This window comes from Mycolicibacterium wolinskyi str. Jessa 2025, from assembly GCF_049241375.1.
Taxonomy (GTDB): domain Bacteria; phylum Actinomycetota; class Actinomycetes; order Mycobacteriales; family Mycobacteriaceae; genus Mycobacterium; species Mycobacterium wolinskyi.
Genome location: NZ_CP185960.1, coordinates 4,689,789 through 4,712,598 on the forward strand (window position 1 = coordinate 4,689,789; position 22,810 = coordinate 4,712,598).

Annotated in this window: 21 protein-coding genes, 1 tRNA gene and 1 pseudogene; 14 read left to right on the forward strand and 9 right to left on the reverse strand. The window is 62.2% G+C overall.

Translation table 11 applies throughout. The annotated features are described in order from the left end of the window. The first annotated feature begins 160 nt into the window (after window positions 1–160). Together ACOI2T_RS23210 and ACOI2T_RS23215 are read left to right on the forward strand one after the other, a co-directional pair. Entirely contained in the window at window positions 161–1,480 is a 1,320-nt protein-coding gene (locus tag ACOI2T_RS23210) for an IS256 family transposase (RefSeq protein WP_064961518.1), read from the forward strand. A 221-nt stretch (window positions 1,481–1,701) separates the two neighbouring features. Then, on the forward strand, window positions 1,702–1,986 hold the full coding sequence (locus tag ACOI2T_RS23215; RefSeq protein WP_409506538.1) for a hypothetical protein: 285 nt from the start codon (window positions 1,702–1,704) through the stop codon (window positions 1,984–1,986). On the opposite strand, the gene ACOI2T_RS23220 is transcribed toward ACOI2T_RS23215, so the two are convergent. Beyond that, complete coding sequence (locus ACOI2T_RS23220; protein ID WP_421874427.1) at window positions 1,983–2,309, reverse strand: hypothetical protein; 327 nt, start codon at window positions 2,307–2,309, stop codon at window positions 1,983–1,985. The genes ACOI2T_RS23215 and ACOI2T_RS23220 overlap by 4 nt on opposite strands. Before the next feature lie 73 nt (window positions 2,310–2,382). Here ACOI2T_RS23220 and ACOI2T_RS23225 point away from each other — a divergent pair, with 73 nt between their 5' ends. Both ACOI2T_RS23225 and ACOI2T_RS23230 read left to right on the forward strand, forming a co-directional pair. Beyond that, entirely contained in the window at window positions 2,383–2,958 is a 576-nt protein-coding gene (locus ACOI2T_RS23225; RefSeq protein WP_409506537.1) for a beta clamp domain-containing protein, read from the forward strand. 473 nt (window positions 2,959–3,431) lie between these two features. Continuing rightward, window positions 3,432–3,839 carry a hypothetical protein gene (locus tag ACOI2T_RS23230; protein WP_421874430.1) on the forward strand — a complete coding sequence of 136 codons (408 nt, stop codon included), beginning with the start codon at window positions 3,432–3,434 and terminating at the stop codon, window positions 3,837–3,839. 45 nt (window positions 3,840–3,884) lie between these two features. Here the strand turns inward: ACOI2T_RS23230 and ACOI2T_RS23235 are convergent, their stop codons facing one another. Next, on the reverse strand, window positions 3,885–4,511 hold the full coding sequence (locus ACOI2T_RS23235; RefSeq protein ID WP_409506535.1) for a hypothetical protein: 627 nt from the start codon (window positions 4,509–4,511) through the stop codon (window positions 3,885–3,887). Window positions 4,512–4,834: 323 nt separating this feature from the next. On the opposite strand from ACOI2T_RS23235, the gene ACOI2T_RS23240 reads away from it, so the two are divergent. The 9 genes from ACOI2T_RS23240 (at window position 4,835) to ACOI2T_RS23280 (ending at window position 11,344) form a co-directional block, all read left to right on the forward strand. After that, window positions 4,835–5,143, forward strand: a complete 309-nt coding sequence (locus tag ACOI2T_RS23240; RefSeq protein WP_421877340.1) for an HNH endonuclease signature motif containing protein — start codon at window positions 4,835–4,837, stop codon at window positions 5,141–5,143. Between the two features lie 192 nt (window positions 5,144–5,335). Continuing rightward, window positions 5,336–6,655 carry an IS256 family transposase gene (locus ACOI2T_RS23245; RefSeq protein WP_064961518.1) on the forward strand — a complete coding sequence of 440 codons (1,320 nt, stop codon included), beginning with the start codon at window positions 5,336–5,338 and terminating at the stop codon, window positions 6,653–6,655. A gap of 184 nt (window positions 6,656–6,839) precedes the next feature. Then, window positions 6,840–7,040: a winged helix-turn-helix domain-containing protein gene (locus ACOI2T_RS23250; protein ID WP_409506548.1), complete on the forward strand. Its 201-nt coding sequence runs from the start codon at window positions 6,840–6,842 to the stop codon at window positions 7,038–7,040. Between the two features lie 145 nt (window positions 7,041–7,185). After that, window positions 7,186–7,764: an ATP-dependent Clp protease proteolytic subunit gene (locus ACOI2T_RS23255; protein ID WP_421874433.1), complete on the forward strand. Its 579-nt coding sequence runs from the start codon at window positions 7,186–7,188 to the stop codon at window positions 7,762–7,764. After that, the gene (locus ACOI2T_RS23260; protein ID WP_409506220.1) at window positions 7,764–8,474 is read left to right on the forward strand and encodes a hypothetical protein; all 711 of its coding nucleotides are present in this window, start codon (window positions 7,764–7,766) and stop codon (window positions 8,472–8,474) included. The genes ACOI2T_RS23255 and ACOI2T_RS23260 overlap by 1 nt, the downstream gene beginning before the upstream one ends. Window positions 8,475–9,341: 867 nt before the next feature. After that, a tRNA-Met gene (locus tag ACOI2T_RS23265) sits at window positions 9,342–9,428 on the forward strand. A gap of 685 nt (window positions 9,429–10,113) precedes the next feature. Beyond that, window positions 10,114–10,380, forward strand: a complete 267-nt coding sequence (locus ACOI2T_RS23270; protein WP_421874437.1) for a hypothetical protein — start codon at window positions 10,114–10,116, stop codon at window positions 10,378–10,380. Then, a complete protein-coding gene (locus ACOI2T_RS23275) occupies window positions 10,373–10,783 on the forward strand; it encodes a VRR-NUC domain-containing protein (RefSeq protein ID WP_409506222.1) in 411 nt (136 codons plus the stop codon). The genes ACOI2T_RS23270 and ACOI2T_RS23275 overlap by 8 nt, the downstream gene beginning before the upstream one ends. A gap of 63 nt (window positions 10,784–10,846) precedes the next feature. Further along, a complete protein-coding gene (locus ACOI2T_RS23280; RefSeq protein WP_409506223.1) occupies window positions 10,847–11,344 on the forward strand; it encodes a DUF3846 domain-containing protein in 498 nt (165 codons plus the stop codon). 135 nt (window positions 11,345–11,479) lie between these two features. Here the strand turns inward: ACOI2T_RS23280 and ACOI2T_RS23285 are convergent, their stop codons facing one another. The 4 genes and pseudogenes from ACOI2T_RS23285 to ACOI2T_RS23300 form a co-directional block, all read right to left on the reverse strand. Beyond that, window positions 11,480–11,806: a hypothetical protein gene (locus tag ACOI2T_RS23285; protein ID WP_409506224.1), complete on the reverse strand. Its 327-nt coding sequence runs from the start codon at window positions 11,804–11,806 to the stop codon at window positions 11,480–11,482. Between the two features lie 434 nt (window positions 11,807–12,240). Beyond that, window positions 12,241–13,167 (reverse strand): annotated as a pseudogene (locus ACOI2T_RS23290) (YifB family Mg chelatase-like AAA ATPase); the annotation flags it as partial. 1 nt (window position 13,168) lies between these two features. Further along, a complete protein-coding gene (locus ACOI2T_RS23295; protein ID WP_067854298.1) occupies window positions 13,169–13,537 on the reverse strand; it encodes a YraN family protein in 369 nt (122 codons plus the stop codon). Between the two features lie 119 nt (window positions 13,538–13,656). Next, complete coding sequence (locus ACOI2T_RS23300; RefSeq protein ID WP_409506225.1) at window positions 13,657–15,999, reverse strand: arylsulfatase; 2,343 nt, start codon at window positions 15,997–15,999, stop codon at window positions 13,657–13,659. Window positions 16,000–16,150: 151 nt separating this feature from the next. Between ACOI2T_RS23300 and ACOI2T_RS23305 the strand changes: the two genes are divergently transcribed. Then, window positions 16,151–18,718 carry an AMP-binding protein gene (locus tag ACOI2T_RS23305; RefSeq protein ID WP_409506283.1) on the forward strand — a complete coding sequence of 856 codons (2,568 nt, stop codon included), beginning with the start codon at window positions 16,151–16,153 and terminating at the stop codon, window positions 18,716–18,718. Here ACOI2T_RS23305 and ACOI2T_RS23310 read toward each other — a convergent pair. Genes ACOI2T_RS23310 through ACOI2T_RS23320 form a run of 3 tightly spaced genes read right to left on the reverse strand, consistent with a single transcriptional unit; the run spans window position 18,602 to window position 22,806 of the window. Then, complete coding sequence (locus tag ACOI2T_RS23310; RefSeq protein ID WP_409506226.1) at window positions 18,602–19,405, reverse strand: acyl-CoA thioesterase; 804 nt, start codon at window positions 19,403–19,405, stop codon at window positions 18,602–18,604. The two genes, ACOI2T_RS23305 and ACOI2T_RS23310, sit on opposite strands and share 117 nt — an antisense overlap. Further along, window positions 19,402–20,634 carry a CoA transferase gene (locus tag ACOI2T_RS23315; protein ID WP_409506227.1) on the reverse strand — a complete coding sequence of 411 codons (1,233 nt, stop codon included), beginning with the start codon at window positions 20,632–20,634 and terminating at the stop codon, window positions 19,402–19,404. The genes ACOI2T_RS23310 and ACOI2T_RS23315 overlap by 4 nt, the downstream gene beginning before the upstream one ends. A gap of 12 nt (window positions 20,635–20,646) precedes the next feature. Then, window positions 20,647–22,806, reverse strand: coding sequence for a dehydrogenase E1 component subunit alpha/beta (locus ACOI2T_RS23320; RefSeq protein ID WP_409506228.1), 2,160 nt, complete (start codon window positions 22,804–22,806; stop codon window positions 20,647–20,649). Window positions 22,807–22,810: the final 4 nt, after the last annotated feature.

Consider the following 22,810-nt stretch of genomic DNA (forward strand, 5'->3'; position numbering starts at 1 on the left):
CAGCATCGCTGCCTGGGAGGGAACGGAGCAATGATCAGAACCTGTGGATGAGCCTCGGTGAGGGGGCGTGAAAGTGGGCGCACCTTCCCGAGGATGATCTGAATATCCGAAGGTCCGATCATGAGCCGGCGTTGGCGCGCTGGTTCGGGAAGGTACGCCCATGCTCACCGTAGTTCACGATGCCATCGAGGCCAACGAAAGCACTGGCGGTGCTGGTCGGTCGTTGTTGGACGAGATCGTCCGCGACGGCGCCCGTCAGATGCTGGCCGCCGCGTTGAAGGCTGAGGTCGCCGCCTACGTGGCCCAGTTCGCCGATCAGCTCGATGAGAAGGGGCATCGGCTGGTGGTCCGCAACGGCTATCACCAGGCCCGCGAGGTGCTGACGGCAGCCGGGGCAGTTGAGGTGAAAGCACCGCGAGTCAACGACAAACGCGTCGACCCCGACACCGGTGAGCGGAAACGGTTTTCCTCGGCGATCCTGCCGGCCTGGGCACGCAAGTCACCGCAGATGAGCGAAGTGCTGCCGCTGCTGTACCTGCACGGGCTGTCCACCAGCGACTTCACCCCCGCTCTGGAGCAGTTCCTGGGCTCGGGTGCCGGGCTCTCGGCCACCACGATCACCCGGCTGACCAGCCAGTGGCAGGACGAGGCCCGCGCGTTCGCCGCCCGGGACCTGTCGGGCACCGATTACGTCTACCTGTGGGTCGACGGCATCCACCTCAAGGTCCGCCTGGACCAGGAAAAGCTGTGTCTGCTGGTGATGCTCGGCGTGCGCGCGGACGGCCGCAAAGAGCTCGTGGCGATCACCGACGGCTACCGGGAATCGACCGAGTCGTGGGCTGATCTGCTGCGCGACTGTAAACGACGCGGCATGACCGCACCCGTGCTCGCCGTCGGCGATGGCGCACTCGGCTTCTGGAAAGCGGTACGCGAGGTGTTCCCGGCCACCAAAGAACAGCGGTGCTGGTTTCATAAGCAAGCCAATGTGCTTGCCGCCCTGCCGAAATCAGCGCACGCGTCGGCGTTGTCGGCGCTCAAGGAGATCTACAACGCCGAGGATATCGACAAGGCCCAGGTCGCGGTCAAGGCCTTCACGGTCGACTTCGGGGCCAAGTACCCCAAGGCGGTCGCCAAGATCACCGACGATCTGGACACCCTACTGGAGTTCTACCACTATCCCGCCGAGCACTGGATCCACCTACGCACGACAAATCCGATCGAAAGCACCTTTGCCACAGTACGTTTGAGAACCAAGGTCACCAAGGGGCCGGGATCACGTGCGGCTGGTCTGGCCATGGCCTACAAGCTCATCGACGCCGCCGCGGCCCGCTGGCGTGCCGTCAACGCACCACACCTGGTCGCCCTGGTCCGCGCCGGCGCGGTCTTCCACAAGGGCAAACTGCTCGAACGCCCCACCGAAATCACCCCACCGACACCGCCCTCAGACGGCGATCAGCAAGCCGGAACGGAGGTCGCCTGAAACACGCCGATCCACAGGTATTGACAATTCCTCGAGGGAACGTGGCGAAAGCTCACTATCATCATCGCACTCATCGGCCTCTACCTGACCTTGTTTACCGATCACCTAGTCCTTGGTTGCGCCTTCAGCTTCGGCTCTTGGATATTCGTTGCGGCGATGGCGGTCTGTTGGCGTCGGCATTACAGGATGCACGAAGAGCGGGGAGATTTTGGAGGCATCGAATGACCAAGACGGTCGGTCTCGGTGACGAAGCCGAAGACATCACAACTGGTTTCAAAGGCATTGTGGTTGCAGAGGTCCGGTATCTCGACGGTGGTATTGAGTACGGGATACGAAGCCGTAAGGGCGACTCCATACCGAGCATTACCTATATATCTTCGGCGTATGCAAAGAAGATCGGCGATGGGGTGCGGGTGAAGCCACAGCCCCGTGTGTTGGGCTTTGACGCGAGCGGCGAGAGTCATATACCGAAGCCATTACCTAACCCAACACCGCACCGCGACTAGTAGTCACCCGCTCGTTTACAGCACTTCCCCACCACCACAACACTGTCTAGCCGCTCATCCATATGGTTGAGCTGCCGCAGATAGACCTCACTGCCGCAGTACGTCTGGCATATACCGCAGTAGTCGCGGCGCAGGTGATTGACCTCGACAAGATGGTTGATGACCGCCCGCTTGATCGGATCTTCTCTGATCGAGTCCGCGGCTCGACGGGGCCGGCGCCCGTAGTACCTGCGGATTGTCGCCTGGACACCGCGCAAGTGGCGACCGTCGATCCCGAGGTACTCCATCACTTCGGAGCCGTCGTGAACCGACCGCTTTCCCAAGCGGCACGGAGTTCGTCTAGATCGTATCCACGATAGCGAGGCATTATAACTATTAATAACACAGGAGAATTCAATGCTCATAAGCAAAAATCATTTAAAGGCAAGGTACACAGCTAGCACTGATAGGACCAGGCCCGTACTCAACGCCATAAAAATCACGGTTGAGAAGGATGAGGTAGTGGCAGTGGCAACGGACGGATACATACTATCTGAGATTCGTGAGTCAATGCAGGACATCGAAGACTTTCCGAATATTGACGGATCGACGGATGCAAAAGAAACGCTACTTCAGTCATCCACCGCAGATGCTGTCGCGAAGGCGATAAAGAAGCATAAGCATTTACCGATTCTAAGCTACGCACACGTGGGCTCTGATGGCGTCACGGTCACAGACCTAGAACATACTCAGAATTTCAATGACCACCCCATCGAGGGAAGCTTCCCGGACTACAAGCAACTGATCCCGAACACCGACGAAGCGAAGGTAGTCGTCACAGTCAATCCAAAGCTACTCGTACAGCTGCTCAAGATCTTTAAGGATGAGCAATCAATCACGCTGGAGGTTCACGATAAGCTCAAGCCCGTCGTGTTTCGAAACGAAGGATCCGAGCATGACATCATGGGCGTGCTGATGCCGCTCAAGTCATAGTGCGTCATAGTGCAGAACTTGGAAGGTAGCTTGCGCGAAGTAAGATCAGGCCGTCGCAACAGGGGTGGCGCAGTACTACACCATATCTCGAAGTTTCTGCGTATGGAGAGAATGTCAAATTTGTTGTCTTGCATGTACATTCACGGCTGCTAGACCATAAAACGGCAAGATTTACCACTACGGCCAGCGGCGCACTAAAACGCAGAGTTTTCCACAGGTTGACGGCACAGACAGAAGATGTGGCAACAATCGCCGGGTTCACGTCAAGGATGATTGTGCACTCTACAACGACAATCGCATGATCCTAGAAATGATGATCTAACTGTGGTTTTCGTCCTCGCACTGGCCGTCATACGTATGGCCTACATATTCGCCAGAGGCCTTCACAGCAACCTCCCAGCGGGATACGCTGCTATTCCGGTTACAGCCCAGCGACCTGCTACGCGAGCCGATTCCGAGAACATGGGGAAACAATGGGGATGAAAGCACTGGTCGTCGGTGCGGGCGCGGTCTGTGTGGCGATAGGCCTGGCGCCGGTTGCTCACGCCGACTACACCTGGACCGTCCAGCAGATCTGCGACAACAAGAGCCCAGGCACCGTCGCAATGCCCATCATCGGCTCACCGGACATCACTTGCGCCAAGCCAGGTTCCACGCCAGGGCTGTTTATCGCCGCGCCGATGTCCATCCCCCGCATCATGGGCGAGTTCCGCCCAGGTTCGTACTCCACTGACCCCGCGAACGTATGGGCCGATTGGATCGTCCCAGAAGGTTCTCAGCCAAAGCCCCCGCCCAAAGTCGCTGACATGGGCACCGTTGGGTGCGACCGGATCAACGGCGTCGTGGTGTGCAGTCCTGACATTCCGGTCGGATCCAAGTAACTCGCTGTAACCCAACAGCCCGTGTGGAGTCCACGCGGGCTGTTTTCAGTTGATGTCCAGATCCTTGCGCGCAGCTTCAGAGAACGCAATCTGCTTGGCGGCGAGGTCATCCCGAAACCCGTACACGGCATCGTTCAACGATTCATCCGGCGGTGACTTCCGCAGGTTTTCACACTGAATAAACGTGTTGTTCTGCAACGTACTGAGGAACACCAACAAGTTGTCGGCTGCTACTCGGGTATCGGCGGACCCGATGATGTGGATGACGTTGTTCTTCTGAGCTGCGTTCTGGTACTTGGCGTTTAGATCGTCGTAGCGCGGGAGCTGGGTTGCGGATGTTCCTTCTCTGCATCGGTCGATGGCGAGCAGGTAGTCACCCTCAACCGCCCCAAACTCGTCTGTCGATGTCAGGAACTCCGAGTAGGCCGTGATCTGCTGTTCACGCCTGAAGTCGGCTGCCGACTGGTCTGCTTGCGTGTCCGCCTGATTAACCGCAACGAAGTACGTCGTGATACTGCCGACTACACCGAGTACTGCGGTCGCGACGACGGCCATCAGCGCAATCCGTTGGTCGCGCAGCTTGAGCTGGAAATCGCGGCGATCCTTCTGCTCGGCAAGCATGCGCTCGATCTCTTGCTTGTTGCGCTCGCGCTCGTCGGGCTTCGAAACCATGACGGAGACAGTAGCAAAAACTGCCGTCACATCTTATCTGCCGTTAGAGTTATCCACAGTTGGCTATTTCACTATTGAATTAACCGCATTAATACTGCATAATTGAATTACACAATTAAATAAGGAGTTGAGTTATGCAATCAAAGGGACTTCGTCACGGCGAGAACGCGTCCGAAATACTATTTCATCGCCTGATTGAACGCATATATGCAGATGGCGAATGTCTACGCTGGGCATCCACCCTTAGCGACGATGGCTACGCTAAGGTCGTCATTGGTTGGACCCCTTCGCACCAGCCAATCCGACGCTATGCACACAGAGTCATGTATCAATTGGTTGTCGGCGACATCCCGGAAAATCACCAGGTTGACCACCTGTGTCGAGTTCGCGACTGTATCAACCCTGATCACCTCGAACCTGTGACGCAGCAGGAGAACATAGCGCGCGGTGAACTCAGTGCATACATGAGAGCTAAGAACGCTGCGCGCGAGTACTGCAAGGCTGGAATCCACCCATGGGTGCCAGAAAATATCCGGTCAAATGGTAGTGGTCAGATCTGCTTGCCTTGTCGAAATAAGTACAAACGTGATCAGTACGAAAAACGAAAAGACTTGAGTGGAGTCGCGTCATGACCGACTACTCCCCCTCAGATCTCGCCTACATGGACCGCAACACCTATCGCCCGCCGAGAGCAATGATCAGAACCTGTGGATGAGCCTCGGTGAGGGGGCGTGAAAGTGGGCGCACCTTCCCGAGGATGATCTGAATATCCGAAGGTCCGATCATGAGCCGGCGTTGGCGCGCTGGTTCGGGAAGGTACGCCCATGCTCACCGTAGTTCACGATGCCATCGAGGCCAACGAAAGCACTGGCGGTGCTGGTCGGTCGTTGTTGGACGAGATCGTCCGCGACGGCGCCCGTCAGATGCTGGCCGCCGCGTTGAAGGCTGAGGTCGCCGCCTACGTGGCCCAGTTCGCCGATCAGCTCGATGAGAAGGGGCATCGGCTGGTGGTCCGCAACGGCTATCACCAGGCCCGCGAGGTGCTGACGGCAGCCGGGGCAGTTGAGGTGAAAGCACCGCGAGTCAACGACAAACGCGTCGACCCCGACACCGGTGAGCGGAAACGGTTTTCCTCGGCGATCCTGCCGGCCTGGGCACGCAAGTCACCGCAGATGAGCGAAGTGCTGCCGCTGCTGTACCTGCACGGGCTGTCCACCAGCGACTTCACCCCCGCTCTGGAGCAGTTCCTGGGCTCGGGTGCCGGGCTCTCGGCCACCACGATCACCCGGCTGACCAGCCAGTGGCAGGACGAGGCCCGCGCGTTCGCCGCCCGGGACCTGTCGGGCACCGATTACGTCTACCTGTGGGTCGACGGCATCCACCTCAAGGTCCGCCTGGACCAGGAAAAGCTGTGTCTGCTGGTGATGCTCGGCGTGCGCGCGGACGGCCGCAAAGAGCTCGTGGCGATCACCGACGGCTACCGGGAATCGACCGAGTCGTGGGCTGATCTGCTGCGCGACTGTAAACGACGCGGCATGACCGCACCCGTGCTCGCCGTCGGCGATGGCGCACTCGGCTTCTGGAAAGCGGTACGCGAGGTGTTCCCGGCCACCAAAGAACAGCGGTGCTGGTTTCATAAGCAAGCCAATGTGCTTGCCGCCCTGCCGAAATCAGCGCACGCGTCGGCGTTGTCGGCGCTCAAGGAGATCTACAACGCCGAGGATATCGACAAGGCCCAGGTCGCGGTCAAGGCCTTCACGGTCGACTTCGGGGCCAAGTACCCCAAGGCGGTCGCCAAGATCACCGACGATCTGGACACCCTACTGGAGTTCTACCACTATCCCGCCGAGCACTGGATCCACCTACGCACGACAAATCCGATCGAAAGCACCTTTGCCACAGTACGTTTGAGAACCAAGGTCACCAAGGGGCCGGGATCACGTGCGGCTGGTCTGGCCATGGCCTACAAGCTCATCGACGCCGCCGCGGCCCGCTGGCGTGCCGTCAACGCACCACACCTGGTCGCCCTGGTCCGCGCCGGCGCGGTCTTCCACAAGGGCAAACTGCTCGAACGCCCCACCGAAATCACCCCACCGACACCGCCCTCAGACGGCGATCAGCAAGCCGGAACGGAGGTCGCCTGAAACACGCCGATCCACAGGTATTGACAATTCCTCCCCGCCGAAGCCACTACCCGAAGCGTCCCAACCGGTTGAACCGACGAAACATCCACTCGCCGGCCGGACACCTGGAGTGCGGTCGACGAGTCGGAAGGCATACAGTCGTGAAGTTGCGCCGACTATCGGTGACAAACAACTGAAGGTGCTTGTGGCACTTCAGATGAACGGCGGCAGACCCATGTGCAATCAAGAAGTCGCAGAAGTGTTGAACTGGCCGATCAACTCCGTCACACCCCGCATGAATGAGCTTGTCGAGATGGGCAAGGTCGAAGAGAAGTATCGAGATGTCTATGCGAAGACACGACGACGGGTGATCTTCTGGGGTGTGGTTGGCCTGGAGCGCACATGAAGCCCCTCCTCCGTGACCTACGAGCCATAGCCCTTATAGCTATAGCCACCCTCATCATCGTCGGCGCACCGCTGATGCTCGTTCTGGCTATGTGGACTGGGATGTGAAGTGACAGAACGTAATTAAACACCTGAAAGGAGGTGGTGTGGAAGTAAAAGCAAAGGAAAACCAAGAGTCCAATCGAGTGTTCGCCGATGGTGACACATTCTATGTACTAGGGGTTTTCGATGATCAGATGCGGGACGGACTAGTTTGGGCGCTCACACGCAAGATCGATGAGCTCAAGAAGCAACGTGAAGCAAAGATCACTGTCTACATCAACAGCTACGGCGGTTCTGGCGAATTGTGTTTTCACCTTGTGTCGCTACTTGAGCTTGCCAAGCGGAACGGCATTGTCGTCCGAACTGTAGTGACCGGAGCGGCATACAGCTCAGGATCAATCCTCGCGGTCGTTGGCACAAAAGGAGAGCGATACATCGACAGCGCCGCAGAACATCTCGTCCACTACGGCCAGTTCGATGGCTACCGAAAAACGACTCCGCTACAGATAGAACGTGGAACTGACCGATGGAAACGATGGACCAAGACTGTCCTCAAGCACTACGAGAAGTTCGCAGACGTACCGGACCTTGTCGACCACATGAAGGATGATGATTTCTTCATTCCGGCGGATAAGTGCATCAAGTGGGGACTCGCAGACAAGTACATGGAGGAGCTTCAGTAATGGAGCACTCCCCCAACCGCGACCGTCGCCTCACCGACGACGAACTGATCGCCCAGTCGCTCGACTTCTTCGAAGACGTCGAGGCAGTCATAGACGATGCAACGAGCCGCATGATCGCGAGCCAGTTCCACTCCGGCCAAGCATCCGATCTGTACTCGTTCGCCTCTACCGGCAGTATTAGCGACGATCTACTGAGCGAGATCAACCGCACGTATGAAGAGTTCAAAGACCAACCGCCAGAACAACGTAAGCTTGCGCACCTGGCCCTCTATATCGCGGATCGTAGAAGCCGAGGTGATGTTGCGGCTGACCCCGACTGGTCTGGACTGTGGTTACAAGACCGCGGCGATCTGGATCTATGTCCATGTTGTCACGAGCACATCAGCCGGAACCACCGTGTCGGTTGTCCGCTCGGGATTGATGCCTCCGAACAATTGGAACGAGTGCAGGAACTTCAGACAGAACACGGCGACGGACTGTTGATGTGGCTCGATTACGTCGGCTTCCGCAACCTAGATGAGTTGAACACCGCCGCAGCACGTTTCGAGGAGCACTACCACGGCAAGTGGCCATCCCTCCGCGACTACGCCGAGTACATCGCGTCCGAGCTGGACAACCCGCCATCTATCGAGGAACTTGAAGCAGAGCTTGCACAGCAGGTCCACCTGGGGGAAGCGCTTGATGGATCGGTTCACATTTTTGATCGTTAGAGTTTTCCACAGTCCCGCTAATTTCACTATTGAATTAACAGACTCATTGATACATAATTGAATATGTAATAAACAGGAGAACGCAATCATCAAAACCACACAAGAAGAAAGTTTGTTGTCCCGATTCAATCTTGCATACGAGTACAACGAACGAGACTACGAAGTAATCATGCAGGCAGCGGCAGATCGTCGTCGCGAGAAGCGTGAAGAGATCAAGCGCAGTATAGCGATCTACCTCGCCAGCATCCTGCCACGGTTGAAGCTTTCAAGGTTAAAATAGTCCAGGGTGTTGCCCTTATGGCCATGGAGAGCGTCTAACGTACCTCCGGCAGCACCGGCAGATTCCCATCCTCTTTGGCAATGCGAGAGCCAGAGAGGCGCACATTAAATGATCGGCTGAGATGGCGAGATAAGAAATAGCGGCCACAACACCGAGCTGTTAATCGGAGTGCTGGTATGAGTATCCAGCTTATCTCGCTTGCCAGACGGATTGAAGGGCAGCGCTTAGGAGACGACAGCGCAGCGTGATTTCTTCGGAGGTCACTTCTCGGGTGGCCAGTTCAATCCGCCAAGCTAGAGCGTAGTAGTGCTAGTAGTAAGAGTAAGGGCAACACGTTAGCGGGAGATAAGCCCTGAAGTCGCTAACCACGTACCAGTGCCTCGGAAAGTTTAACGGAAGAATCACCCAGCAGGCCGGGTCTGGAATGACTTGCTAAATAATTTGGCCAAGCGGGACGTATTCACGGCTGGACTTACTGCTGGCACCATACGCTCTAGCAGCTAGTAACGTCTTCGGGGCGTGAGGCCGTGGAGGTGACAAAGCGGTAAGCGCGCCGTTCCAAATGTCCTTAGAGGTTGCTAGCACGATGCGGGATGAAGTAGAGGTCAAGCTTTCGGTCTCATAAGCCGATGTCAGTCATGACACGTTGGGTTCGATTCCCACTCCCGCAACCATCTCAGCTGATCAACCAGGATCGCCCATAATGCGAGGGCTCAGGAATGATCCCTTGCACCTACACCCATTTTTACGGATGGCGACAACCCTACGTCTTCACAGCACTTAAAGCTGTGAGATATGTCGCCACCCTCGCTTTATGGGTGAGCCAGTCCGCCGTGTGAGATAGATGCGCGCTCATCTAGGCACCTGGCACGGACGGACTGGGCGCTTGATCTTTACCTCACGGTATTCCTCTCAAGCGTCCTACTCTGCCTCTCCTTATTTAATAGGTTCCGGTTGATTGCGAACTTGAACCGGCAGAGAGTTCGACCGCCCCAGTGAGGTTCCATGGAGGAGTACTCACTGGGGCATCCTGGCGGCGTTAGGTGATGCCCACCCTTACCTGGCGCCACCTGGATTGACAATCAAACGTAAGAAATCATAATCGGCAATATATATGGAACAACAGCCCAACAAACTAGAAGAGAGTTACTACAAGGACAAGCGCCGCAGGCAAGGTATCGCCCGTCTCGCATTACATAGTGCCTTTGAGCGCACTATGGAACAGGCAGATCACGGCGAGATTACCCGTGAAGCCGCTATCCAACACATGCGCGAGCTACGGCCAAAGATCCTGTCTCATCTAGGGGTTGTGGAGGTAGGTGAATAATGCCCGCCTTCAGACCACGATTTGAGACCCCATTGGAAGAGCTGATTGAAACAGCCGGCCATCTTGACGCCGATGAGCAGCTTGACCTTCAGAGCCCGCAGGAGCACGTCGCAGCACAAGAACCTGAGTACATCCATGCACTGGGCGTCCTGGCCCTTCAACGTGCTCAGGAGTGGCTACAGGTGGCGTATGTATGCCGAGATGAGTTGGTAGAGCAGGACTTCGTGAAGAAGAGCCGCAAGCGGCCTGTGGTGCTAAGTGAGGTGGTGCCAGAGTTGGGTGAGGTAGGTGATGTCTAGCTCCATCTTCGACGCACCAATCCCGACTGAAGACGAAGAGCAGATCGCTCTTGTTGACTGGCTTGAACTTGTCGGGCTGCGCTTCTCACACATCCCCATGAGCACCTACACCAAACACATGGGTGTGAAGATGAAGAATCATCGTCTTGGCGTACGGCCAGGAGTGCCAGATCTGATGGTCCTAGTCCCGCCACACCGGTCCAAGGATGGCGAAGGTCACCTGCTGTGGATCGAAATGAAGCGGCGCAAGGGTGGAACGGTCAGTAAGGAGCAGCGCGAGTGGTTGACCGCCTTCATGATGCTTGAGTCACCACATATCGAGGCGCATGTGGCCAAGGGGTGGGACGAAGCTCGAGAAGTTGTTCTGAACCATCTTGTTGGCGGACCGGTCTCAATGTTCTGACACCTCGTGAGTGTGACTGCGCGGTCAACCGACCGTGCTGAACCCTCATGAGAGGCAATAACAATGACAGTCATCAAGGGCATCCTCGTGCGCGCTGATGAGTCTGTACCAGCCGAGCTGGTCGAGTTCGAACAGGGAGACCTGAAGGCGCTTCAGGGATTCGTCGGAGGATGGATTGAGATGGTCGAGGGCTATCGGCCGCCCTGCACATTCGTCATGAACGAAGAGGGCAAGAATATCGGGCTCCCTTTGAACCGGCGAGCGACGATGGCACTTTGGGTCCACCACTCAGAGTTCATCGATCGGGACGTGTTGGCCGGCGACGTTCTTTTGCTCGGGCCAACCGATGAAAACACTGGCGAAACGCTCGGCGTTCCCGATGAACTGATCGAACTACTCTTCAAAACCGAGAGGTATCGGTACCTGGTCAAGACAATCGGCGAAGACGGATGGCACGGAAACGGCGTGATATTCGATGATTGGGTGCGTGCTTACAACGACGCACTCAGTCTCGCCAGGCGCTGGACCTTGGTTGAGCGTGTCAAGGTCGTTGCAGCCTGAGATAAAACCCCAGTCCAAGTGGCTGGGGTTTCTTACTTTTTGCGGTCCAATTAAAAGCCCTCCTAGCCACGAAGACGGATCGCGTCTCCATGTGACTAGGAGGGTGGTTGTAGGGATGGGACAGCTGAGTGGCGATCACTCGCTTTTGGCTGGCGATGGAGCCTGGCCGTTGTTACGCGGGCTATACCCGCTGCGCCGGCCTCGAGCCGAGTCGAATCCGGCGAGTTTGTCGTCGGACACAACCTTCTTAAACTCGGCTTGGGATACCAGCATCTGACCGACTTGGCCACTGGCGTACCTGAGTTCGAGTTCAACCACCGAGGTCAGCGGTTTCAGGGCTTTGAGTTCTTCAGCGCTAGCATCGAACTTCTTGTTGGCACCCTTGACGGTAACCTCCACGGCCTCCTTCTCATCGAGTTCAACACCCGTGAGATCAGAGATCCTCACCTGGCGATAGGCCATCTAAATCACCTCCTCCTATACCTGGAATGTGCGAAACACCAGCCGGTCGACTTGTGCTGTCCCATTAATCGCACGAATCCTATTTAATTGCAAGGCATTTCGTACGATAATAGGGATAGATGAATGAGAGTTTCAACCTCGCCGATTACGTGCGTAAGTCAACCAATGACAGCGGAGTCCCTTTGCGTATCAGTGGGACTGCGGTGCTGTCCCTTGTCGTTCGACGCTTGATCCACTGAGATGTTAATCCCCTGTCGTACCTATCGTCGTCGCGGCGGTGAACACGCGACTGCGGTCTGGTACGTCGGAACGTGTGAAGGCGGCATGTTCCTGTGCAATCAATACCTGGCCGAGTACCTGTATTTCCTCATCGGGATTCCTCCCATGGAGTGCCTACGCCGTCGCATAGACTGCATCGAGACGTGGGGCATATAAAGTTTGACAGACTCGTCGAGGAACAGCACTCCACGATGAGCCTGGCTGACCGCGCCGGGCCGGGCCATCCCGCTGCCCCCACCGACCAGGGCCGCGACACTGCAGGTGTGGTGCGGCGCGACGAACGGCGGCCGGGTGATCAACGGCGTGTCGTCCGACAGCAGGCCCGCCACCGAATGAACCGCCGTCACTTCCAGCGACTCGGCATACGACAACGGCGGCAGCAATCCGGGAAGCCGTTGCGCCAACATCGTTTTGCCGATCCCCGGCGGGCCGGTGAGCATCAGGTGGTGGGCGCCGGCGGCCGCGACCTCGACGGCGAACCGGGCCTGCCCCTGCCCGACGACGTCGGCGAGGTCGGCGGTCGGCTCGGGCGCTCGCCCCGGTGCGGCGACCCGGCCGGGCAACTCGGCTTTGCCCTCGAACCAGGCCTTCAACTGCCCGAGGCTGTGCACGCCGAGCACTTCGATACCGTCGACCAGGCTGGCCTCGGCCAGGTTGTCGGCGGGCACGACGACCGACGGCCAGCCCTCATGCTTGGCGGCGAGCACCGCGGGCAGCACGCCGTTGACCGGACGTACCCGCCCGTCGAGGGCCAGCTCACCGAGCAACACGGTCTTCTCCAACCGCGGCCACGCCGTCTTGGTGTGGGCCGACAGTACCGAACTCGCCAGGGCGAGGTCGTAAACCGATCCCACCTTGCGCAGCGTCGCCGGCGACAACGCCAGCGTCAGCCGCGACATCGGCCAGCTGTTGCCGCAATTCGTGATCGCCGCACGCACGCGGTCGCGTGACTCCTGCAGTGCGGCGTCGGGCAATCCGACGAGATGCACGCCCGGCAATCCCGACGTGATGTCGGCCTCGATCTCGACGATCACCCCGTCGAGCCCGCGTACCGCAACCGAATACGCCCTGCCCAAACCCATCTCAACCCACCCCTTTCAGGTGAGTGAGCTCGGGTTCACGGCGCCGGCCGATCCGGATGCCGATCACATCGATCCGCACCTCGGCCCACCGCGTGTCCTGCTCGGCCAGCCACAGCGCGGCCAACCGGCGGATGGTGCGCACCTTCTGGGCCGTGACCGCCTCGGCGATGCCCCCGAAGCCGTCGCCGGTGCGGGTCTTCACCTCGACGAAGACCACGGTGCGCGCATCCGGGTCTTCCGCGATCACGTCGAGTTCGCCGTACCGGCACCGCCAATTGCGGACCAACGTCCGCAACCCGGCGGCCGTCAGATGGTCGACCGCCAACTGTTCGCCGAGAGCGCCGATCTCGGCCCGTGTCAAAGAAGTCATGTCGACACCGTGCAGCCACGGTCCGACAGATCCGGCCCGGAACGGGCTCAACTCACCGGGTTATCCCCAACCTTGACTTCATCCACAGGGCTCGCGGGTCGGACATCGGCAACCCGACGTCAGTCACGCTGAAACGCCACGTCGAGCACTCCGCCCGCGCCCGCGGCGTCCCCGGCGAAGTCGACGGTGACGTGGTCCAGGACGCCGCCCGTGAGCGGATACGGCGAGTCGAACGCCGACGACACCGAGTACACGACACTGCGGCCCGCCGACACGGTCTGCATGATGTCGAGACCGTTGATCGCGACGCCCTCGGCCGCGCCGACGACACGGTCGTCGACCGACAACACGACGTCCCCGATCATGGCGAAGGTTCCGTCGATCGATCCGGTCCGCGTGAATGCCGCACGGAAAACATGCCGCCCCACTGTAATCGGCTCGTCGGATGTGACGGCGCGCTCGACGCCGCCGATATTGCAGACGTATCGGAGGCGCGCGCCCTGGAGGAACAGCACGTGGCCGCCCGACCGGTTGCCTTGCGAGAACAACACTCCCGCTGCGGCGTCGCTCTCGACCGTGACCACCGCGGTCACCACGAAGGACCGGCCCCTGACCAGCCCACGAAACGACGTGTGCCCGGCCGGCGTGCCCGCGTGGTAGACCGCGCGTGGCAACGGCGCAGCGGCGGTGGCCGCACCACGGGCGATGAGTTCCCCGGTGCTCAGATCGCTGAGCGGAAATGCCTGGTACTCAACAGCTTTCTCGTGCCACAACGCCTTGAGCTCGGCCAGCTTGTCGGGATGCTCGGCCGCGAGATCGTGGATCTGGCTGCGATCGGCTTCGATCCGGAACAATTCCCAGCGATCCTGATCGAACTGCGACCAGCCCCGCGGACCCGCACACGTCGGCGGGTGCACGGTGTTGGCGAACCACCCGTCGTGCCAGATACCGCGGGTGCCCATCATCGAATAGAACTGCGTATCCTTGGCCGTCCCACCAGCCGGATCGTGCAGGGCCGCAGCGAAACTGACGCCCTCCAGCGGCCGCTGTGCGATGCCCTTGACTTCGCCCACGTCGGTGATGCCCAGCAGGTCGTAGACCGTCGGCGTCACGTCACTGACATGGGCATAGTGATCGCGCACCGCGCCCCGCGGTGACAGCCCGGCCGGCCACGAGATCACGCACGGATCCGCGATCCCGCCTTCGTGCGAGGCGTAGCGCTTGAACAGCTTGTACGGCGTGTTGAATGCCATCGCCCAACCGTTCGAGTAGTTGAGCTGCGTTGCGGGCCCGCCGAGTTCGTCGTAGAGCCGCAGTCCTTCCCCGGTCGTGTCGGCGCTGCCGAACATGGGTACGGATTCGTCGATGGCTCCCATCGGGCCGCCCTCGCCGCTGGCCCCGTTGTCGGACATGATGACGACGATCGTGTTGTCCAGCTGCCCGGTGTCTTCCAGGTAGTCGAGCACCCGTCCGATCTGCGCATCGGTGTAGCTGAGGAATCCGGCGAACACCTCGGCCATCCGGCAGGACACGCGTTTGTCATCGTCCGACAGCGACTCCCACGGCCGGACGTTCTCGTGCTCGGGCCACGGTATGCCGTCGGGGCTGGTGGCTCGAGCGTACGGATTCATCGGGGAGAGTTCGGTTTCGGGCGGCACCAGACCGAGCTTCTTCTGATTGGCCAGCGCGAGCTCGCGGTACTGCTCGTAGCCCATGTCGAAACGGCCGCGGTATTTGTCGGCCCATTCGGGAGAGACCTGGTGCGGCGAGTGCCCGGCGCCCGGACACAGGTACATGAACCAGGGCTTGTCCGGCGCGGCGGCACGGTGGTCGCGCAGAAAGCCAATGGCGTTGTCGGCGAGATCCTTCGACAGGTGATAGCCCTGCTCCGGGGTGGACGGTGGGTCGATCGGCTGGTTGTCCCGGACGAGGCTCGGGTACCACTGGTCGGTCATGCCGTCGAGGAATCCGTAGAACCGGTCGAATCCGCGGTTCAACGGCCAGTAGCGGCGTGACCCCGCGGCGTGGCAATCCTCGAGCGGTGTGAGGTGCCACTTTCCGACGGCATATGTCGACCATCCCCGTTCGGCCAGCACTTCCGACATCAGCGCGGTCTCGGCGGGGATGCGCCCGTTGTGCCCGGGATATCCGTCGGCCAGATTCAGTACGGAAGCCACCCCCACCGAGGTCGGGTTGCGCCCGGTGAGCAGCGAGGCTCGGGTCGGCGAACACAACGCGGTGGTGTGGAACTGCGTCAACCGGATCCCGCGGTCGGCGATGCGCGACATGTTGGGCATCTCGACGAGGCCACCGTAGCAATCCCAGGTCGCGATGCCCGTGTCGTCCCACAGCAGATACAGCACGTTCGGCGCGCCCGCGGGTGCGGTGGCACCCCGGTAGGGCGCCCAGTCGGGCACCGAGTCCCTGATGTCCTCGCGAACCGTGCCGTCGAATTCCACCATGTACTTCCTCCACTGCTGGACGGGTTAGCTAGCCGCGCTTACTACCGTACGGACATCCGGTCGCAGCGGCTTCCCGCATGACGTCTCCGGGTATCGGCGGCGCCGGTAAAGTCGATACACACGCGCGACACGGAAGGGTTTGCCGGATGTGATGCAGTCGGCCTCGAACTTCCTTTCCGACGCGCTGCGCCGGCACGGTGACCGGATTGCGGTGTTCACCGAGTTCGAGCGCGTGACCTATCGGGATCTCGCCGACCGGGTATCGGCGGCCGTCGACGCCATCGGGCCAGGGCGACGGCTCGTGCTGCTCGAGACGCGCAACGATCTCACCACCCTGGTCCACTACCTCGGCGCGCTCGACGGCGGACACGTGGCATTGCCCGTGCCGGCCGGCGGCGACCACTCGGCGATCACCCAGACCTACTCACCCGACACCGTGGTCGACGCGGCCGGGGTTCACCATCGACGGCGCACGGGCGCGCACCGGTTGCACGACGACCTCGCGCTGCTGATGTCGACCTCGGGCAGCACCGGGTCGCCGAAGCTCGTGCGCTTGTCGCACACGAACCTGTTGAGCAATGCCGCCGCGATCGCCGACTACCTCGATATCCGCGAGACCGACCGGGCCGCAACGACATTGCCCATGCACTACTGCTACGGCCTCTCGGTCGTCAACAGCCACCTGCTGTCGGGGGCGACTCTGATCCTCACCGACCGATCGGTGGTCGACGATGAGTTCTGGCAGCTGTTCGCCGACCATCGCGGCACGAGCTTCGCCGGTGTACCGCACACGTTCGACCTGCTCGACCGCATCGGCCTCGACGCGATGCCACTCCCCCATCTGCGCTATGTCACCCAGGCGGGCGGACGGCTGGCACCCGAACGGGTCCGCAACCTCGCGACCCTCGGGGAGCAGCGTGGCTGGCAGGTGTTCGTGATGTACGGCGCCACCGAGGCGACAGCCAGGATGGCTTATGTGCCACCGGAATTCGTGCGCTCACGGCCGCAGGCGATCGGCAGGCCGATACCGGGCGGTCAGTTCCGCATCGACCCGCTCGACGGGTGGCCCGACGGCACCGGCGAGCTGGTCTATCGCGGGCCGAACGTGATGCTGGGTTACGCACAACGACGCGACGACCTCGCGCTCGGCCGCACCGTCGACGAACTGCGTACCGGCGACATCGCACGCCGCGGGCCGGACGGACTGTACGAGATCGTCGGCAGGAAAAGCCGTTTCGTGAAACTGTACGGTCTGCGTATCGATCTGCAGCGGGTGGAGACCGCGTTGTCCGAACACGGTGTGACAGCACTGTGCACGGGCGACGACGACGCCATCGCCGTCGCCGCGGCAGGCCACCACGACACCCGGCACGTGCAGCAGCTCGCCGCCACGGCGGCTGCCGTTCCCGCGGCGGCCGTGCGCGCGGCAGTGGTCGCCGACCTGCCGACGCTGCCCTCGGGCAAACCGGATTACCCCGCGGTGCGCAAGCTCGTCGGCCGCGCGACAACCAGCACCGACGGCACCGACCTTCGCACGCTGTTCGCCGAGGTGCTGCAGACCGACCGCGCAGCCATCGACCCGCACGCCAGTTTCATCGATCTCGGCGGAAACTCGCTGTCCTATGTCGCGATGTCGGTGCGGCTGGAGCGTGCGCTCGGCCGACTTCCGGCGAACTGGCATCGCATGACGCTCGCCGAACTCGAACGGCTCTCCACGCCGCGGCGCCGCTGGACCTCGACCGTCGAGACCAGCGTCGCACTGCGCGCGGCAGCGATCATCCTGATCGTCGGTTCACATGCCGACCTGTTCAAGTTGTGGGGCGGCGCCCATCTGTTACTCGGAGTCGCCGGTTTCAACTTCGGGCGTTTCTGCTTGACGCCGGTGTCGCGCACTCAGCGTCTGCGGCACCTGCGCAGCACGATCGCGTGGGTTGCGGTGCCGTCGATCGTGTGGGTCGCCATCGCCCTGGTTATCACCGATGACTACCACCTGTCAAATCTGTTGCTGGCCAACAAGTTTCTCGGGCCGCCCGACAGCATGACCGCGGGTCGGCTGTGGTTCGTGGAGGTGCTGGTCTGGATCCTCGTGGGACTGGCGGTGGTGTGCTTGCTACCGGGCGTCGACCGTTGGGAACGGCACCGGCCCTTCGCATTCGCGGCGGCGTTCCTGGTGTTCGGGCTCGTGCTGCGTTACGACCTGGCCGGGTTCGGCCTGGGGCGTGAGGCGTGGTTCACGGTGTTGGCCTTCTGGTTCTTCGCGGTGGGCTGGGCGGCCGCCAAGGCCGTCAACACCTGGCAGCGCGCGGTGGTCACGGTGGCAGTGGCGGTCGGTTTGCACGGCTATTTCGCCAACAGTCATCGGGAGGCGCTGGTGCTGGCCGGTTTTGCGCTCCTGATCTGGTTGCCCGCATTGCGCTGCCCGCCGGTGGTGACGGCCGTGTGCGGGGTGCTGGCGGAGGCTTCGCTCTACATCTACCTCACGCACTACCAGGTGTACCCGCTGTTCGACGGGCACCCCGCGGCCGGAGTGCTGGCCTCGCTGATCGTCGGGTGTGCCCTCACCTACCTCGTGACCGCGGCACGGAAGTGGTGGGCCGGCCGGTCAATCCGGCGTGCGATCGGCCACGAGCCCCTCCTGCACCAGCGTGGCGGCGATGGCGCCGTCGACGCCGATCAGGCTCGAGGTGATGATCCCGCGACCGCGCGCGGCCGCCGGTGACGTCTGCTCCAACAGGTTCCACGCGTCGGCCCGCACGGGGCGGTGAAACCAGATCGACGAATCGGTGGTCCCGCTGCGGTGGCTGCGCGACCGCATGCTGTGGCCGTGCACGGCCAGCGCCGGATCGATCCCGTACAGGTCGGTGACATACACCGCCGCCAACATGTGCAGCGTCGGATCATCGGGCAGCGCGGTCGTGACCCGCCACCAGAACCGCCGCACGAACTCGCCACTCGAACCGTCGTCGGCGATCCGGATGTCGAGTTCGTCCAGCGGAAGTGACGGCGCAGGGCCGGGCGGCCCGGTGCGCGGCAGCGATTCGGGATCGTGCGGCAGGTCGGCACGGTGGCCGTGCGCCGGGCCGGGCAGTGGCGTCGCGAACGACACCGTGGCCGTCGTCAGCATCCTTCCGTGCTCGAAGGCCTCGACGCGCCGCGCCGACGCGGTGCGGCCGTCATAGCTGCGGTGCACGCGGTATTCGGCGGGCTCTCCCGCGTCGCCGCCGCGCAGGAACTGCATGTGCATGTTGGTCGGCGACCGGTCGCCGTCCACCGTCCGGCACGCCGCCGCCAGGCTCTGCGCTGCGAGCAGCCCGCCGTAGGCTCGCTTGCCTGCCGGTCCGCTGGCGCGTCCGGTCCAGACATCGCCATCGCCCGCGACGTCGAGCAGTTGCAGCAGTGTGTTCACTTCTCTGCGGAACCTGTTGCCACCGTGCCGGATTCGGTCAGTGCGGCGATCTCGGCGGGGTCCAGCCCCAGGTGGTCGGCGAGCACGGCTGCGGTGTCGTCGCCGAGCGCGGGCGCGGCGACGGCCGGCGGGTAGGCACCGCCGATCTGAACCGGCAGGCCCGGCGCGAGGTAGCGCCCGATGCGCGGCTGGTCCAGCTCGCGAAACAACGGGTTGGCCGTGACCCGCTCGTCGCCTGCGACCTCGGCGAAGCTGCGGTAACGCTCCCACAGCACCGAGGTTCCCGACAGGGCGGCGGTGATCTCGGCGCCGGTGTGCTCACTGAACCACAGCGTGAACAGCCCGGTCAGCGCGTCGCGGTGGAGATAGCGCTGGCCCTCGTCCCCGAAATCCGCGCCGAGCGCCTCGGCAAGTGCCGCAACGGCTTTGGTGGTTCCGGTGACCTCGGTGAGGTCACGGAAGTGACGGCCGGTGAGTGCGACGAGCATGAAGCCGACACCGTCGCTGCTCGTGAAGTTCTGACCGTATGTGCCGAACAGGGTGTTGCCCAGGCGTTCGCGTGAGTTTCCGTTGACCATCACCTCGGTGAGGAAGCCCAGATTGCCCGCGGTCGCGAGCGCGACGTTCTCCAGCGGGATGCTGATCCGTGCGCCCTCACCGCTGGCGTCGCGGTGGCGCAGCGCGGCACTCACCGCGAGCGCGACGTACAGTCCGCAGCTGACATCCCAGGCCGGCAGCACGTGGTTGACCGGAGTGGACAGCTGTGGAGGCCCGGTGACGAGCGGGAAACCCAGCCCCGCGTTGACCGTGTAATCCACACCGGTACCGCCGTCAGCCCGGCCGGACACCTCGACGTGGATCAGGTCTGCGCGCAGCGCGCTCAGTGTGTCGTACGAATGCCATTGCCGCCCGGCGATATTGGTGATCAGCACACCGCTCTCGGCGATCAGGCGTGACACCAGCTGCTGCCCCTCGGGGGACCGCAGATCGGCGGCCACCGACCGCTTGCCCTTGTTCAGCCCGGCCCAGTAGATGCTGTCGCCGTGCTCGGTCACCGGCCAGCGCCGGTAGTCGGCGGCACCGCCGATGGGGTCGACGCGTATCACCTCGGCCCCGAGCTGAGCCAGGGTCATGCCCGCCAGCGGCACCGCGACGAAGCTCGAGATCTCGATGATCCGCACGCCGGCCAGCGGACGGGTGGAATCCGGCGGCGTTACAGGTTCGGCCATCCGGTCAAGCTATCAAGCCCGTTCGGTTGCAAGCTTCACCGCGGCGGCCTCGATGGTGTCCTCGGACAGCAGCACCTGCAGCGCCGCGTCGCCGAGCGGGATGAAGCTGTCGCTGCTGGCGACCCGGTCCACCCGCCCGGTATATCCGTGCGAAAGCAGCTCGGCGAGCACACCCTCACCGACACCGCCCGTCTCGCGGGTTTCGTCGACGATGAGCACGCGCCCGGTGGCGTTGGCTTCGCGGATCATGTCATCGACCGGGAGCGGCGCCAGCCAGCGCAGGTCCACCACCCGTGCGGCGATGTCCGACCGCTCCAGTCGGCGCGCGACGCGCAGGCTCATCCACACCCCGTTGCCGAACGTCAGGATCGTCAGGTCGGCACCTTCGCCGTACGTCCGGGCCCGCCCGATCTGGACCGGCCGCTGCGGATAGGGCGCCAGCCATTCCGAATCGCCGTCCTCATACAGGTCCTTGGTGTGGTACAGCGCGATGGGTTCGAGGTAAACGCACACCGCCGCAGCGCTTTTCGCCGCAGCGGCGCACGTGTGCAGCATGGCCGCGGCGTCGTCGGGTCGCGCGGGGGATGCGATCACCACCCCGGGGATGTCGCGGATCGCGGCGATCGAGTTGTCGTTGTGGAAGTGGCCGCCGAAGCCCTTCTGATATCCGTAGCCCGCGATCCGCACCACCATGGGGTTGCGGTACTGGCGATTGGAGAAGAACTGCAGGGTGGCGCCTTCGCCGCGGATCTGGTCGGCGGCGTTGTGCAGGTAGGCCAGGTACTGGATCTCGGGGATCGGCAGTAACCCGGAAACCCCGGCGCCCAGCGCAAGGCCGAGGATGGTCTGTTCGTCGAGCAGCGTGTCGAACACGCGCGCCGGGCCCGCGGTGTTCTGCAGGCCGCGCGTGACGCCGTAGACGCCGCCTTTGCGTGCGACGTCTTCGCCGAAGACGATGGCCTCCGGATGCTCGGCCAGGATGTCCTTGAGTGCCCTGTTGATCGACAGCGCCAGGGTCAGCGCGTCGCCTGCCGGGCCGCCGGGGGTGACGGTGACGGCTCTGGCCTCGTCGAGGGTGTCGCGCAGTGGTCTGGTCACGGCGGGCGCGCTGTCGAGTTGCGGCAGATCGCTCACCTCGCGCGCCGCTCCGATCACCTCGGCGCGTTTGGCCTCGTAGCGTTCGATGGCGTCGGCCGGTGTCAGGATGCCGTGCGCGATCAGAGTTTTGGCGGTGTTCACGACGGGGTCGCGGTCGTAGTCGGCGATGATCTCGTCGGGCCTGCGGTACGCCGGTTCATAGTCGGATCCGGCGTGACCCATCAGCCGCACGGTCCGCAGATGCAGGAACGCGGGCTTGCGGTGGCTGCGCACCCAGTTCGCGGCGGCCTGCGCGGTGTCGAAGGCGTCGGTCACGTCGCAGCCGTCGGCCGCGAAGTACTCCAGCCCCTCGCGGTGGGCGTAGGTGCGCGCGACCCAACCGCGCGGCGTCTTGGTGCTGATGCCGATGCCGTTGTCCTCGCACACGAACAGCAGCGGCATGGGCAGCCCTTGGTAGGCGGCGTGCAGGGCGGCGTTGATGGCGCCGACGGCGGTCGAGTGGTTGGCCGACGCGTCGCCGAAGCTGCACACCGTCACCGCGTCATCGGGCCAGGCACATGTCACGTCGAGCTTGCGGGCCCGCGCGATCGAAAAGGCCACGCCGAGCGCCCGCGGTAGGTGGGACGCGATCGTCGAGGTCTGCGGGATGATGCTGAGGTCGTGACGCCCGAACACCTTGTGCCGCCCGCCCGAGATCGGTTCGGTGGTCGCCGCGACGATGCCGAGCAGCACGTCGCGCACCGGGTCGGAACCACGGACCTGGGCGGCGCGGGCGAGGTAGAAGCCGCCGGACCGGTAGTGCAGCAGTGCCGGATCGGTCGGGCGCAGGGCCGCGGCCACCGCGGCGTTGCCTTCGTGCCCGGATGACCCGATCGTGTAGAAACCCTTGCCCTGCGAACGCAGCCAGCGGGCCGCGAGGTCGAGGTGGCGGCTGGCCAGTTGGGCGTCGAACAGTGCCAACGCCTTCTCGTCGGTCAGCGCCGATCCAGCCGGCCAGGACTCGCTGCCTGCCGGCAGCGCTGAGACGGTCGTGGTGAAGTGTTCGTCGATCGACTCTCGATGAGGACGAGCCACCTGG